The 14,999-nt window shown below is 63.7% G+C and carries 12 protein-coding genes; 5 read left to right on the forward strand and 7 right to left on the reverse strand.

Annotation, left to right across the window (positions count from 1 at the left end):
- Nucleotides 1-39: 39 nt before the first annotated feature.
- The 3 genes from gyrA to hemB all read right to left on the reverse strand — a co-directional run bounded on the left by gyrA (nucleotide 40) and on the right by hemB (nucleotide 4,752).
- Entirely contained in the window at nucleotides 40-2,874 is a 2,835-nt protein-coding gene (gene gyrA / locus EG244_RS14285) for a DNA gyrase subunit A (protein WP_124965670.1), read from the reverse strand.
- A gap of 172 nt (nucleotides 2,875-3,046) precedes the next feature.
- Nucleotides 3,047-3,571 (reverse strand): lipid-binding SYLF domain-containing protein, encoded by a 525-nt coding sequence (locus tag EG244_RS14290; RefSeq protein WP_233589023.1) that lies wholly within the window; start codon nucleotides 3,569-3,571, stop codon nucleotides 3,047-3,049.
- Nucleotides 3,572-3,720: 149 nt separating this feature from the next.
- Nucleotides 3,721-4,752 carry a porphobilinogen synthase gene (hemB, locus tag EG244_RS14295; protein ID WP_233589019.1) on the reverse strand — a complete coding sequence of 344 codons (1,032 nt, stop codon included), beginning with the start codon at nucleotides 4,750-4,752 and terminating at the stop codon, nucleotides 3,721-3,723.
- 125 nt (nucleotides 4,753-4,877) lie between these two features.
- On the opposite strand from hemB, the gene EG244_RS14300 reads away from it, so the two are divergent.
- The 3 genes from EG244_RS14300 to EG244_RS14310 are packed head-to-tail and all read left to right on the forward strand — an operon-like array spanning nucleotide 4,878 to nucleotide 9,781.
- Entirely contained in the window at nucleotides 4,878-5,405 is a 528-nt protein-coding gene (locus EG244_RS14300; protein WP_124965672.1) for a component of SufBCD complex, read from the forward strand.
- Between the two features lie 3 nt (nucleotides 5,406-5,408).
- Entirely contained in the window at nucleotides 5,409-8,999 is a 3,591-nt protein-coding gene (mfd, locus tag EG244_RS14305; protein ID WP_124965673.1) for a transcription-repair coupling factor, read from the forward strand.
- Nucleotides 8,990-9,781, forward strand: coding sequence for a heme-dependent oxidative N-demethylase family protein (locus tag EG244_RS14310; protein ID WP_233589020.1), 792 nt, complete (start codon nucleotides 8,990-8,992; stop codon nucleotides 9,779-9,781). Before mfd ends, EG244_RS14310 begins: the two co-directional genes overlap by 10 nt.
- On the opposite strand, the gene EG244_RS14315 is transcribed toward EG244_RS14310, so the two are convergent.
- Nucleotides 9,778-10,461, reverse strand: a complete 684-nt coding sequence (locus EG244_RS14315) for a DNA alkylation repair protein (protein ID WP_124965674.1) — start codon at nucleotides 10,459-10,461, stop codon at nucleotides 9,778-9,780. The genes EG244_RS14310 and EG244_RS14315 overlap by 4 nt on opposite strands.
- A gap of 217 nt (nucleotides 10,462-10,678) precedes the next feature.
- Between EG244_RS14315 and EG244_RS14320 the strand changes: the two genes are divergently transcribed.
- Both EG244_RS14320 and EG244_RS14325 read left to right on the forward strand, forming a co-directional pair.
- Nucleotides 10,679-11,347: an HAD-IA family hydrolase gene (locus tag EG244_RS14320; RefSeq protein ID WP_124965675.1), complete on the forward strand. Its 669-nt coding sequence runs from the start codon at nucleotides 10,679-10,681 to the stop codon at nucleotides 11,345-11,347.
- A 4-nt stretch (nucleotides 11,348-11,351) separates the two neighbouring features.
- Entirely contained in the window at nucleotides 11,352-12,575 is a 1,224-nt protein-coding gene (locus tag EG244_RS14325; protein ID WP_124965676.1) for a TCR/Tet family MFS transporter, read from the forward strand.
- Here the strand turns inward: EG244_RS14325 and EG244_RS14330 are convergent.
- The 3 genes from EG244_RS14330 to EG244_RS14340 are packed head-to-tail and all read right to left on the reverse strand — an operon-like array spanning nucleotide 12,572 to nucleotide 14,819.
- Nucleotides 12,572-12,874 carry a hypothetical protein gene (locus tag EG244_RS14330; protein WP_124965677.1) on the reverse strand — a complete coding sequence of 101 codons (303 nt, stop codon included), beginning with the start codon at nucleotides 12,872-12,874 and terminating at the stop codon, nucleotides 12,572-12,574. The genes EG244_RS14325 and EG244_RS14330 overlap by 4 nt on opposite strands.
- A gap of 10 nt (nucleotides 12,875-12,884) precedes the next feature.
- Nucleotides 12,885-13,352 (reverse strand): DNA polymerase III subunit chi, encoded by a 468-nt coding sequence (locus EG244_RS14335; protein ID WP_124965678.1) that lies wholly within the window; start codon nucleotides 13,350-13,352, stop codon nucleotides 12,885-12,887.
- A 3-nt stretch (nucleotides 13,353-13,355) separates the two neighbouring features.
- Nucleotides 13,356-14,819 carry a leucyl aminopeptidase gene (locus EG244_RS14340; RefSeq protein ID WP_124965679.1) on the reverse strand — a complete coding sequence of 488 codons (1,464 nt, stop codon included), beginning with the start codon at nucleotides 14,817-14,819 and terminating at the stop codon, nucleotides 13,356-13,358.
- Nucleotides 14,820-14,999 lie beyond the last annotated feature (180 nt).

Raw genomic sequence — 14,999 nt, forward strand, 5'->3', positions numbered from 1 at the left:
GCACGAAGGCCGGCCCCGGGGGGCCGGCCCTGCGCCGTCTTATGCCTCGGTGGAACCTGCGTCAGGCGGGCTGCCGCCTTCGGGAGCCGCTGCCGGGACCTCTGCCCCGACCTCTGCGCCAGCCTCAGTCCCGGCCTCAGTCCCGATGACATCTTCCTCAGCGGCTTCCGCGATACGGGCGACCGAGACGATCTCTTCTTCCGAGCCTGAGAGGTTCAGAACCCGCACACCGCCGCCCGAGCGGGCCATGAAGCGGATGCCCTCGACCGGGATCCGGATCGACTGCCCCGAAGAGGTGACCAGCATGACCTGATCCGGGCGCTCTACCGGGAAGACCGCGACCAGCGGGCCGCCGCGCATCGCACCATCGGTGGCGCGCACGCCCATGCCGCCGCGACCGCGCACCGGATAGTCATAGCTGGAGGTCAGCTTGCCCAGACCCTTAGAGGTCACGGTCAGCAGCAGATCTTCCAGCGCCGACATCTCGGCATAACGCTCTGTGTTGAGCGATCCGGCCTCGACGCCGTCTTCGTCATCGGCGACTTCGGCCTGATCCTCTTCAACCTGGCCCTCCATCGCGCGCTTCATGCGGATATAGGCGACGCGCTCTTCCGGGGTGGCTTCCGTATGGCGGATCACAGCCATCGAGACGACCTCATCGCCTTCGGCCAGTTTCACACCGCGCACACCGGTCGAATCGCGGCCCTTGAAGACGCGCACATCGGTGGTGGGGAAGCGGATCGCGCGGCCCATGCGGGTCACCAGCAGCACGTCATCGTTTTCATCGGCGATGCGGGCGTTCACCAGGGTCACCCCCTCGGGCAGCTTCATCGCGATTTTGCCGTTGCGCATGATATTGGTGAAATCCGACAGCGCATTGCGGCGCACATCGCCTTCCGAGGTCGCAAAGACGACCTGAAGGTTGTCCCACTCCAGCTCCGGCGCATCGACGGGCATCAGAGCGGCGACCGAAACACCCGGCTCAATCGGCAGAATATTGACGATGGCCTTGCCCTTGGCGGTGCGGCCCGCCAGCGGCAGACGCCAGGTCTTCAGCTGATAGACCATGCCGGTGGTGGTGAAGAACAGCAGCGCGGTATGGGTATTGGCCACAAAGAGCGTGGTCACCACATCGTCTTCTTTCGTCGCCATCGACGACAGACCCTTGCCGCCGCGACGCTGGGCGCGGAATTCGGCCAGCGGCGTGCGCTTGATATAGCCGCCCGAGGTGATGGTCACGACCATATCCTCACGCTCAATCAGGTCCTCGTCTTCCATATCGCCGCCCCATTCGGCGATCTCGGTGCGGCGCGGCACGGCGAACAGCTCTTTCACTTCGCGCAGCTCATCCGAGATGATGCCGAGGATGCGCTCACGCGAGCCAAGGATCGTCAGGAATTCTTTGATCTTCGCGGCCAGCTCTTCGAGCTCGCCGGTGACTTCCGAGACACCCAGCTGCGTCAGACGCTGCAGGCGCAGATCAAGGATCGCGCGGGCCTGGGTCTCCGACAGGTTATAGGTGCCGTCGTCGTTCATCTTATGCGACGGATCATCGACGAGGCGGATATAGGCCTCAATCTCAGCGGCCGGCCAGCGGCGCGTCATCAGCTTGTCGCGCGCTTCGGCAGAATCCGACGAGGCGCGGATGGTGCGCACCACCTCATCAACGTTGGAGACCGCCACCGCCAGACCACAAAGGATATGGCTGCGGTCACGGGCCTTGTTCAGCTCAAAGGCGGTGCGGCGCACCACAACTTCTTCGCGGAACTGCAGGAAATGCGTCAGGAAATCGCGCAGCGCCAGGGTTTCCGGACGGCCCCCGTTCAGCGCCAGCATATTGGCCCCGAAGCTCACCTGCAGCGGCGTAAAGCGGAAGAGCTGGTTCAGCACCACATCCGGCGTCGCATCGCGCTTCAGCTCAATGACCACGCGCACGCCGATCCGGTCGGATTCGTCCGCCACCCCGGAGATGCCTTCCAGGCGCTTGTCGCGCACCAGCTCGGCGATCTTTTCGATCATGGTGGCTTTGTTCACCTGATAGGGGATCTCATCCACGACGATGGCATAACGGTCCTTGCGGACCTCTTCGATATGGGTTTTGGCGCGGATGATGATGGAGCCGCGGCCTTCCAGATAGGCCTTGCGCGCCCCTGCCCGGCCAAGGATCAGACCGCCCGTGGGGAAGTCCGGTGCCGGGATGATCTCCATCAGACGCTCGGTCGAGAGATCGGGGTTTTCAATCAGCGCCAGGGTGCCGTCGATCACTTCGCCAAGGTTATGCGGCGGGATCCGGGTCGCCATGCCGACCGCAATCCCCTCAGCGCCATTGACGAGCATATTCGGATAGCGCGCCGGCAGAACCACCGGCTCGCGGTCTTTGCCGTCGTAGTTGTCCTGGAAATCGACGGTGTCTTTGTCGATATCCGAGAGCAGGAAATTCGCGGTCTTGGCCATCCGCACTTCCGTATAACGGAAAGCTGCGGCCGGATCGCCGTCCATCGAGCCAAAGTTGCCCTGACCATCCAGCAGCACCAGGCTCATCGAGAAGGGCTGCGCCATCCGCACCAGCGCGTCATAGATCGCCGAGTCGCCATGGGGGTGGTATTTGCCCATGGTATCCGCCACCGGGCGCGAGGACTTCCGATAGGATTTGTCGAAGGTGTTCCCGACCTCATTCATCGCATAAAGGATGCGGCGGTGAACCGGCTTCAGCCCGTCGCGCAGATCCGGGATCGCGCGTGAAACGATCACCGACATCGCATAGTCGAGATAGGCCGTTTTCATCTCTGCCGAGATATCGACCTGGGGCCCGGAATGGACGGGACGCTCAGGCAGTTCGGCGGAGGTATCGGTGTCTTCCGGAAGGTCGCTCACGTTTGCTCGATCTCTGGATTTGGGGTGCGGGCACCCTGGATATCATTGCCCCGGACTATAGCCACCCGCCACCGCAGGGGCAAGCGACGCGTGCCCCCGTAGGGGGCCACGGGACACAAAAGGCGGCCCTCAGCGGACCGCCCTTGGGATTTCTGCAACAGATCGGTGCGGATCAGGGGATAATGCGGGTGTATTTGATGCCCGCGAGGGTGGCGCCCGCGATCAGACCGGACTGCCCGAAGACCAAAGCCACAACCGGGGCCGTCTCGGTGCTCTCTTTGCCGATCGAAGCGCCCTGATCGGGCAGCGCGTAACGCGCATCCGCGCCCACCGCCCAGCCGTGGTTCTGACGGAACTCGCCCAGGGCCTGCTCGGTCATGAAGAAGAGCGCATGGGCATATTGCTGTGCGCCGATCTGAAAACCCACGGTGGCACGGGTGGCCGAATAATAATCAACGGTGATGTCATTGATGCGCAGAGCGCCCTGCCCGAAGCCCGCGCCAAAGCCAAATCCGGCCTCGGTGATCAGCGGCATATAAAGGATGCCCACCGATTTCATCGCCAGATCGCGGGTGCCGGGATAGCGGCTGAAAAGATAGTCCCGCGTGGCATCCACGCGCGCATCGATCGTCGCACCGCCGGTCGAGCCGATGCCATTGGCACAGGCTGCAAGGCCAAAACTCGCCCCGAGCCCCATAAGAAGCCCGCGCCGCTGCAGGAGGGTGGTGGCTGTCATTTGTCTGCTCCGCCTTTGTGCGGGATTGTTCCCGCTTATTACGGCTTACACTAGGCAGTATTTTCCGCTCTGTCACCCCGCAGGGCGACAAAGCGGCGAAGTGGCGCTGATCAGCCCTTCAGATAGTTCGCAACATCCACCGCGAAATAGGTCAGGATCCCGTCGCAGCCGGCGCGTTTAAAGCACAAAAGGCTTTCCAGCATGGATTTTTCGCCGTCAATCCAGCCGTTCTGCGCCGCCCCCTTCAACATCGCATATTCGCCCGAGACCTGATAGGCGAAGGTCGGCACCTGCAGCTCGCGCTTTACCCGCGTGCAGATATCGAGATAGGGCATCCCGGGCTTCACCATGACCATATCCGCGCCCTCGGCGAGATCGCGGGCCACCAGACGCAGCGCCTCATCGGAATTGCCGGGGTTCATCTGATAGGTCTTCTTATCGCCGACCAGACGCCCCGAGGCGCCCACCGCATCGCGGAACGGCCCATAAAAACACGAGGCATATTTCGCCGAATAGGACATGATCGTCACATCCTGATGGCCGTTTTCTTCCAAAGCCGCGCGCATTGCACCAATGCGGCCATCCATCATATCAGACGGCCCAAGGATATCCGCCCCGGCCTCAGCCTGGGCCAGCGCCATTTTCACCAGCGCCTCAACGGTTTCGTCATTGACGATGATGCCATCGACCACAAAGCCGTCATGGCCATTGGCGTTATAGGGATCAAGCGCGATATCCGTCATCACCGCCAGCGAGGGCAGCTCTTTTTTCAGCATGCGGATCGCGCGGTTGGTCAGGTTTTCCGGGCTCCAGGCCTCGGCGCAGTCTTCGGTGCGCAGCGATTGATCGGTATAGGGAAAAAGGCAGATCACCTGCACCCCCGCCTCATGCGCCTCCGTCGCGCGCACCAGCAGTCGATCAAGCGTCAGGCGCGAGACCCCCGGCATTGAGGCGATCGGCTCTTCAGCATTATGACCCTCGCGGATGAAAACCGGCCAGATCAGATCCGCCGCTGACAGGCGGTTTTCCTGCACCAGATCGCGAAGTGCCGGCGTGCGGCGCAGGCGGCGAAAGCGGGTGGCGGGGTAATCTGCGAAGGTCATGGCCAGGGTTCCATCAACAAAGATGCCCCGTCCTGCCATGATCCGCCCCGCCGCTCAAGCCTGAAGACCGCGCCCTGCCCTTCGCTCTATGGCGGAACTGTCTGGGCAAAGCCGCAGAGCGGCGTTAGACAGGTGCCGAGCCTTTCAGACGGAGCCTGACCCGGGTGGACATCCTGCGCCTGCTGCCGGAAATCATCGACTTCTACAGCTTCTCCAACCTCTGGTTCTGGATAGCGCTGGCCGTGATGTGGTCGCGCGCCAGCCATTTCGTGCTGGGCGTGCCCTGGGATCTGGTGACCCGGGCGCGGCGCAGCGGCGATCCGCAGGTCTTGCGCGATATCACTGCTTTGGCCGAAATCCACGCCCGCCGCATCTGCCATATTGCCCGCGCCGGGGGGGCCGTTCTGACCGGCGCGGTCTTTGCCCTGCTGACCCTGCTGGTCGTGCTGGGCTTTGGCTATGGGCTGCATCTGGCCCAGGCGCTGGCGCTTTTGCTGGTGCCTGCGATGCTGACATCCGTGCTCAGCCGCCGCGCCTGCCTGCGGATTGAGGCCGGGGCCGCAGCTGACGAGACTTTTCGCCTGCTCTCGCGTCACCGCTTCTTCGTACAACTGATCGGAATGATTGCGATCTTTGTCACCTCTATGTGGGGGATGTATCAAAATCTCTCCGTCTCGATTTTGGGAAACTGACCCATGCCTCTTTTGCTGACGGGCGGTGCGCCCGAGGGATTTGACGCCACCCGCGTTCTGTCCGAAGCCGACCGCGCCAAAGGCCCGGTGCTGCATATCGCGCGCGATGACAAACGCGCCGCCGCCATGATCGAAGCGCTTTCCGTTCTCGATCCGGCGCGGGTGGTGCTGCATTTCCCGGCCTGGGACTGCCTGCCCTATGACCGCATCTCGCCCAATCCTGAGCTGTCGGCCCAGCGGATGTCGGTGCTTGCCGCGCTCACCCACGGGCTGCCGGTGCCGCCGATCGTGGTCACCACGCTGTCAGCCGCCATGCAAAGGGTCCCCACCCGCGAGACCGTGCTGCGCGCGAGTTTCATCGCCCAGGTCGGCGATCGGGTGGATGAGGCGGCTTTGCGGGCTTTCCTCGTGCGGGCGGGCTTTTCCTATTCCCCCACCGTGACCGAGCCCGGCGACTGCGCGATCCGCGGCGGCATCGTCGATATCTGGCCGCCGGGCCATGACGCCCCGGTGCGGCTTGATTTCTTCGGCGATCAGCTCGACAGCATCCGCCGCTTTGACGCCGATACCCAACGCTCGGGCGAGCGGCTGACCTCGGTCGATCTGTCCCCGGTCTCTGAGATCATCCTTGATGAGGCGGCCATCGCGCGGTTCCGGCAGAATTACCGCGTGGAATTTGGCACCGGCGGCCAGGATGACCCGCTTTATGAGGCGGTGAGTGCCGGGCGCAAATATGCCGGCATGGAGCATTGGATGGGTTTTTTCCATGACAGCCTCGCCACGCTTTTCGACTTCCTGCCTGGTGCCACGATCACCATGGACGACCAGCTGGATGCCGTGCGCGATGCCCGCTGGCACCAGATCTCAGAGCAATATGACGCCCGCCGCGAAGCGCTGAGCAATAAGGCCCGCCTCGACAGCCCCTATAAACCGGCGCCGCCCGGTCTGCTTTACCTCGATGAGGAAGCCTGGATGGGGGCCATTGGCGACCGCCGGGTCGTGCGCTTTCACGGCGCGCCGCAGCCGCCCGGACCGGGGGTGATCGACACCCTTGCCCGCAAAGGCAAAAACTTCGCCATTGAGCGCCAGACCGAGGGGCTGAACCTCTTTGGAGCGCTGGCCGATCACATCCGCGCCCGCCGCCAGCACGGCCATGTGGTACTGACCCACCACTCTGAAGGCTCGCGTGAGCGGATGGCGGGGCTTTTGGCCGATCAGGGGCTGACCGGGGCCGAGATGGTCGCCGATCTGCGCGCGCTGCCCGAATATAAAAAGGGCAAGGGCCAGCTTTTCCTGGTGATCTGGGGTCTGGATCAGGGCTTTGAGGCCCCGGGCCTTACGGTTGTGTCCGAGCAGGATGTCTTAGGCGACCGCATGATCGGCCGCCCGCGCCGCAAAAAGAAGGCCGAGAACTTCCTGCAAAGCACCACCTCGCTCACCCCCGGTGATCTGGTTGTGCATATTGAGCATGGCATCGGGCGCTTTAAGGGGCTGGAGACCATCAATGCGCTTGGTGCGCCGCATGACTGTCTGGCGCTGGAATATGCGGGCGGTGACAGGCTTTACCTGCCGGTTGAAAACATTGAACTGCTGTCGCGCTATGGCCACGAAGAGGGCCTGCTCGACAAACTCGGCGGCGGTGCCTGGCAGGCCCGCAAGGCCAAGCTGAAAGAGCGGATCCGCGAAATCGCCGACCGCCTGATGCGGGTGGCAGCGGAACGCAGCCTGCGCGCCGCCCCGATCCTGACCCCGCCCGAGGGGCTTTGGGATGCCTTCTGCGCGCGCTTTCCTTATGTCGAGACCGACGATCAGCTCAGCTCCATCGCCTCGGTGATTGAGGATCTCGGCCAGGGCAATCCGATGGACCGCCTGGTCGTCGGCGACGTGGGCTTTGGCAAAACCGAAGTGGCGATGCGGGCGGCTTTTGTGGCGGCGATGGCGGGCATGCAGGTGGCGGTGGTCGCCCCGACCACCCTGCTCGCGCGGCAGCACTTCCGCAGTTTTGAAGCTCGTTTCAAAGGCTTCCCGCTGAATGTTAAACCACTTTCGCGTTTTGTCACCGCCAAAGAAGCCGCGAAAACCCGCGAGGGTCTGGCCGATGGCACGGTGGATATCGTCGTCGGCACCCATGCGGTGCTGGCCCAGGCGGTGAAATTCAAAAACCTTGGCCTGCTGATCATCGACGAAGAGCAGCACTTCGGGGTGACCCATAAAGAGCGGCTGAAGGAACTCCGCTCAGACATCCATGTGCTGACGCTGACCGCAACGCCGATCCCGCGCACGCTGCAACTCTCGCTCTCAGGGGTGCGGGACCTTTCCGTCATCGCCACGCCCCCGGTCGATCGTCTGGCGATCCGGACTTACGTATCGGAATTTGACGGCGTGACGATCCGCGAGGCGCTGCTGCGCGAGAAATACCGCGGCGGGCAAAGCTTCTTCGTGGTGCCGCGGATCTCGGATCTGCCGGATATGGAGCAGTTCCTGCGCGACCATGTGCCGGAGGTCAGCGTGATCGTGGCCAATGGCCAGCTCGCAGCCGGAGAGCTCGACCAGCGGATGAACGATTTCTACGACGGCAAGGCCGATGTGCTGCTGGCCACCACAATCGTGGAATCGGGCCTCGATATCCCGACCGCCAATACGATGATTATCCACCGCGCCGATATGTTCGGCCTGAGCCAGCTTTATCAGATCCGCGGTCGTGTGGGCCGCTCCAAGACCCGCGCCTATTGCTATCTGACCACCAAACCCCGCAGCCCGCTGACGCCCCAGGCCGAGCGCAGACTGAAACTTCTGGCGAGCTTTGACAGTCTGGGTGCCGGATTTAACCTTGCCTCCCATGACCTTGACCAGCGCGGCGCCGGGAACCTGCTCGGCGAAGAGCAGTCGGGCCATATCAAAGAAGTGGGCTTTGAGCTTTACCAGCACATGCTGGAAGAGACGATCGCCAGGATCCGCTCGGGCGAGATTGAGGGGCCGCAGTCCTTCGACAGCGACTGGGCACCGCAGATCAATCTGGGCGTGCCGGTGCTGATCCCCGAGGCCTATATCCCCGATCTCGACGTGCGCCTTGGTCTTTACCGCCGCCTGTCAGGTCTGACCGGAAAGGTCGAGCTTGAGGGCTTTGCGGCAGAACTGATTGACCGTTTCGGCCCGGTGCCGAAAGAGGTGAACACCCTGCTTTTGGTCATGCGCATCAAGGCGATGTGCAAACGTGCCGGAATCGGCAAGCTGGATGCCGGGCCAAAAGGCGCGACCGTGCAGTTCCATGCCGATAAATTCCCCAATCCGGCAGGGCTTGTTGAATATCTGCAGGCCGATCCGCATAATGTAAAGCTGAAGGACAACAGGCTGATCATCGCGCGCGACTGGCCCAATGACGCCGAAAAGATCAAAGGCAGCTTTGCGATTGCCCGCGATCTGGCGGAAAAGGCAAAGCCCTCCTCCGCCGCGCCAAAAGCGCCGCCGAAAGCCGTGCCGCCGCCGATCCACAAGCCCGCAGCGCCGCCCAAAGCCCCCGCAACGCCGCTGCGCCGCGTGCCGGTTGAGCGTCGTCCCCCGCCACGCAGCAAAGCCCCGAAACGGTGGGAGTAAACTCTGCGCCGGTCCTGCAGGACCGGCTGCCGCAGATGCCCTGGATGGACCCGGTGGGCGCAAAGCTGCCGGGCATCCGCCCGCTGGACCCCGAGGCCTGGATCTTTCAGGATGAGGCGTTCACAGGCCAGATGCGGCAGCGCGATGCGCTGATCCGCACCCGGCCAGCGGAGATCCACGCCCTCTTGCCCGAGGCAGCGGAATCCGCCCGGGAACTGCTGTCAGAAACACTCATTCTTTTGTTGAAGAACGCCGCGTATAGTGTTGAATCTGATAGAATAATCCGTCCTGACGGCGAGGCGGTTGAGATCGATTTCACCGCCCCGCTGCTCACCCTTGGACGGCTGGTGCAGGAGGATTTCGTCCTTCATCTGCCCGAGGGCCGCGAGCATGTGATGAAAGCGGCGATCCTGTGCTTTCCCGCAAGCTGGTCTCTGTCAGAAAAGATCGGCAGGCCGCTGACCGGGATCCATCGCCCGGTGAAGGAATATGACGAGAATCTTGCGCTGCGGGTGCAGCGGCTGTTTGACGCCATCCGCCCCGGACAGCCGCTCTGGCGCTCAAATGCGCTGCTCTATGAGGATCCGGCGCTGTTTCAGCCGCGCCGCGAGGGGGAGGTTCGCCCCAAACCCCTCAGCCGCAATTATCTGCGCTCAGAGCGGCAGGCCCTGTTGCGCCTGCCGCAGACCAAAGCGGTGGTCTTTTCGATCCACACCAGCATCCTGCATGTGGATCGGGTCCCGCCCGAGGCCCTTGCGGCCTTTCGGGCGCTGCACCCTTAGTTTTGCAGGAAGCGCCCGGATTCCTTCAGCGCATAGCTTTTCAGCGCCGCACCATGCTTTGCAATGAAGGCCCGCGCGCGGTCCGCATCATGGCGCGAAAGATCCGCGATCCAGCCCGAAACTGCCTTCTGGATGAACCAGTTACGATCCGAAATTAAAGTCTCTGCCCAGGCCAGCGCGCGGTCACGGATCACCAGATCCGCGTCCTTGGGGTTGTTCATCTTGGCCCAGGGGCTGAGCATCAGGAAGGCCGCCCGGCGGCTCCAGCGGTTCTCAGCGGTGATGAAAGCCTCCAGCGCTTCGACGCGCGCGGGATCGGCCAGCAGACGCTTGGCCCCCGCAACGGCAAGCTGATCCGCGAGCGCCGCGCCCTCGACACCCGGCAGCCAGGCAAGGATCAGCGCAAAGGCTTCGTCATCCGAGGGACGGATGCGGGCCTGCTCCAGCAGTTTGGCGGCCGCCATCATCGCATCGTGAACGCCGCTCTGCCAAAGGCCGTCCGCCAGCGCCAGACGCGCGTCCAGCGGCAGGCTTTGGCGCCATTCGCGGGCCAGCGCGTCGATTGCGGCGGGGGCAATGCCCAGGTAAGGGCGGTCCACCTTGTGCCAGGCAGCAGCTTCGGCAGCTTTTTGCACATCACCAAGGGTTTTCAGATGCTCAAGCGCGTCTTCAGCCAGCATTTCACTCTCCGTGTCCGGGTCAGGCCGGGATACCGGCAGAAAAAGCCTCGGTAAAGCCCGGCGCGTCTGGTCACAAGAGCGAAATCCCGACGCGGCGCTATGGCGCGGCGGCCACAAGCGGAACCGACGGCTGAGAAACTGCTTTTCAATCGGGTCCGGCAGGGTTAGGCCCTGCGCCAGGCGCAGCCGCGCGACAGCTAAAGCGACAGGACGTTCCATGCGCTCAGTTATCTTCGACCTCGACGGAACGCTTGCGGATACGGCAGCGGACCTGCTCGCGGCGGCCAATCAGGCGTTCGATCTGGCCGGCCATGGCCGCCCTCTGACCGCCGCCGATGCCCCGGTCGCGGGGTTTGGCAGCCGGGCGATGCTGAAGCACGGCGCGGCGCGGCTTAATCTGGGCTGGGGCGACGGGGATCTCGACCGCTGGCAGCCAGTGCTGCTGGCCGCCTATGAGGCTGAGATCTGCGCGCAGACCCGGTTTTTCCCTGAAGCGGAGAGCACCATTGAGGCGCTGAAGCGCGAGGGCTGGCGGATTGGGATCTGCACCAATAAACCCATTGATCTGGCTGAAAAACTTCTGCTGGCGCTTGGCACGCGGGATCTTTTTGATGCGGTGGTGGGCGCCAATACCCTGCCCGTCCGCAAGCCCGACCCCGCGCCTTTGTGGCACGCGATTGAGCTGGCGGGCGGGCGGCGGGACCGGGCGGTTCTGGTCGGCGATACGATCACCGACCGCAAAACCGGCGCCAATGCCGGGGTGCCGGTGATTCTGGTCACCATGGGCCCCGAGGGCGATCTGGTGCGCGACATGGCTCCGGAAGGGGTGATCACCGCCTATCCTGAGTTGCCCGGCCTTCTGTCACAGCTTTGCCCCGCGGTCTGAGCTCATGAAGACCCCCATTGCCCCCGCTTTCGGTTTCGTGCTGATCACGGTGTTGATCGATATGATCGGCTTTGGGATTATCATCCCGGTGCTGCCGGCCCTTGTCGAAGAGGTCGGGCAGCTTGGCCTCGAAGATGCCGCCGTCATCGCGGGATGGATGTATTTCGCCTATTCCATGGCGCAGTTTCTGTTTGCGCCGATCATGGGCAATCTCTCGGACCGCTTTGGGCGGCGGCCGATGCTTTTGCTGGCGATTTTCGGGCTGGGGCTTGATTATCTGCTCTCCGCGGTCGCGCCGACGCTGTTCTGGCTCTTTGTGGGGCGGATGCTGGCGGGGATCTGCGGCTCAAGCTGGGTGATCGCCAATGCCTATATCGCCGATGTGACCACGCCGGCGAACCGGGCCAAAGCTTATGGCCTGATGGGCGCGGCCTTTGGCACCGGGTTCATCATCGGCCCGGCCATCGGCGGTCTGCTGGGGGAACTGGGTCCGAGGGTGCCGTTCTGGGTGGCGGCGGGGATTTCCTTTGCCAATTGTCTCTACGGTTGGTTCGTGCTGCCCGAGACCCTGCCCAGGCGCAAACGCCGCCGCTTTGACTGGAAGCGCGCCAATCCTTTCGGGGCCTTCCGCGTCTTCACCACCTACCCCGGCGTGCTTCCGATCTGCGCGGTTCTGGTGACGTTTTACTTCGGCTCAGCGGTTTATCCCGCGATCTGGCCCTTCTGGGGCATGGCGAAATTCGGCTGGACCGAGGCCACCATCGGGCTGACGCTGGCGATTTTCGGGCTGATCCTTGCGGGCTTCCAGGGCGGGCTGACCGGCATTTCCGTGCGCCGCCTCGGCGAGCACCGGGTGGCGATGATCGGGCTGATCTGCGGCGTGATCGCGGCGGCCTGCTATGGCATCACCGGCACCATGTGGGGTGTGGTCCTGCTGATGTTCGTCCACGGCCCCGAGGGCTTTGTGCAGCCCATGCTGATGGCGCGGATGACGCGGATGGTGCCGGATAATGCCCAGGGAGAGCTGCAGGGCGGCATTGCTGCGCTGACCAATCTGGCCATGCTGGCGGGCACCGTGACCTTCACGCAGATGTTCAGCTATTTTATGTCACCGGCGGCCCCGGTGCGGACGCCGGATGCCGCCTTCTTTCTGTCCTCGGCCGTGCTGGCTCTGGCGCTGGTGATCTATCTGGTCGCGGTCAAAGACCCGAGCCGCGATCCGCGTTAATCGCAGGCGCCGCGCCCCTCCACCTCCCAGGTGGTTTTGCCGATGCCCTTGGGCGGCAGGGCGCGCAGGCGGACCACCATGCGGCAGTCCTGGCTTTCGACCTCCCACAGATCCGCGCCGTCTTTATCGGTGCCGATGTTTTCGATCTTTCGCAGCGGCATCTGGCGGTGCTGATCGGCCAGCGCCGCATCGCCAAGGATCGCGCTGATCTTTTCCGCGCTGTCATACCAGCCCGACAGTGCCGCCGCCGCGGGAGACGCGCAGAGCCCGGCCCCCAGCACTACCCAAAACGCCTTCATCCCATCCTCCTCAGGATTTACGGTTGTCCGCTTCTTTGCGCCACTGGCCCGAGGCCTCGGACCAGAATTCCGCCTCTGCCCCCGCCCCGGTCAGCGCGCGCCACTGGCTGCGCGCGACCTGAAGGGCCAGATCGTCATTGCCGTCAAAGACGATCCAGACCCGTTCCAGTTCAGCGATCTCTTCCGGGCTGACTTCGGCCCCTTCGAGCGTGATCAGCGCATGGGCCCCATTGGGTCGCTCAGAGCCCAGGGTCAGCAGCACCGGCTGGGCCGCATCATGCGGCCCGCCCGAAAGGCCATGGGGCAAAAACCCATCCGCCGGATCACGCCAGAGCGCCTCATCGAGGCGGTCGAGGGCGCTGATATCGCGCCCCCGGATCACCACGCGCCAGCCCTGCGCCAGCGCGCGGGTGGTGGTGATGCGCACCAGCTCCTCCGCAGGGGTGTGAGACAGCCGGAAGAACAGCGCATAGCCCAAGAGTTAAACCTCGCGGGCGGCGATCAGGCGGTTGATCGCGCGCACGCCCCAGCCGGTCGCGCCTTTACCCGCGTAATCCGTGCCGGTTTTCGTCAGCGTGGTCCCGGCGATATCGAGGTGGATCCAGGGCATATCGGCCTCAACAAAGCGCTGCAGGAAGCAGGCGGCGATGCCTGCGCCGCCGTAACGCGAGCCGGTCGAGTTGCGGATATCCGCGAGATCAGATTTCAGCGTGGCATCGAGCTTGTCATCCATCGGCAGACGCCATGCGGATTCCTGCTCGGCTTTGGCGGCGGCCATAAACTCGTCGCAAAAGCGGTCGTTGTTGGAAAAGACGCCCGTATTGTCCATCCCAAGCGCGACCATCACAGCCCCCGTCAGCGTCGCCAGATCAATGATCCCCGAGGGTTTAAAGCGCTGCTGGGTGTACCAAAGCACATCGGCCAGCACGAGGCGGCCTTCGGCATCGGTATTGGTCACCTCAATCGTGGTGCCCTTCATCGAGGTCACGATATCACCCGGACGCTGCGCGCGGCCCGAGGGCATATTCTCAACCAGCCCCACGATCCCCACGACATGCGAGGGCGATTTGCGCAAAGCCAGCGCGCGCATGACGCCCGAGACGACCGCCGCGCCGCCCATATCCATGGTCATCTCTTCCATGCCCGCACCGGGCTTCAGCGAGATGCCGCCCGAATCGAAGCAGACCCCCTTGCCGACCAGTGCCAGCGGAGCGCCCTCGCCCTTGCCTTTCCAGGTCATGACGACGACTTTTGAGGGGCAGTCCGAGCCCATGCCCACCGCCAGAAGCGTGTGCATCCCCAGCTCGCGCAGCTGCTCTTCCTCAAGGATTTCGACCTCAAGGCCCAGCTCCTGCATCGCCGCCAGACGGGCTGCGAAATCATCGGTGGTCAGAATATTGGCAGGCTCTGAGACCAGATTGCGGGTGAAGAACACGCCTTCGGCCACAGCCGCGAGGGGGGCCGCTTCGGCCGCCACGGCCTCAGGCTCGGTGACCAGAACGCGCACCGCGCCCTTTTGCGGGGCCTCACCGGATTTGCGCTCGGTGAATTTATAGGCCCGCAGCGCCAGCCCGAAAGAGACCTCGGCCGCGCGCTGAACGCCGGCCGCGATCACCGTGGCCGGACGCGCATCGAGTGCCGCGCCAATGGTGGCACCGGCGCGGCGCGCCGTGGCCACATCGGCCTTCGGCTCCAGCTTCACGAGTTGCAGCACATCGCAGGCAAGCCCGGTCGGAAAGCTGATCTCCAGCGCCTCACCGGCTTTGAGGTTCGCATAGGCCTCTGAGCTGACCGCCCGCTCAAGCTGGCCTTTGCCCAGACGGGCAAGCTTTTTCGCAGCCGTGCCTTTGATTTCTGCGCCGCAGAGCAGCACGAGACGGCCGGTTACAGCGGCAAGGCTCTCGGGCTCAAAGGCGTCAAACTGAATGGCAACTGGTGTGGTCATGTCACGCTCCGGATCGGTTCGGCGCGAAGCCTAACGCCCAGCCCAAAGCTTGACCAGAGCCCGCGGCCCGACGGACCTGCGACCCCTTGCCGAAGCGGCACCAATGCCGGAAAAACCGGTTTCCCCCGGGGGGGTTCCGGTCTAGAAATGGCCAAATCTCTGACCTTACCCAGGATGCCT

It is taken from the genome of Falsigemmobacter faecalis (assembly GCF_003863335.1).
Taxonomy (GTDB): Bacteria; Pseudomonadota; Alphaproteobacteria; order Rhodobacterales; family Rhodobacteraceae; genus Wagnerdoeblera; species Wagnerdoeblera faecalis.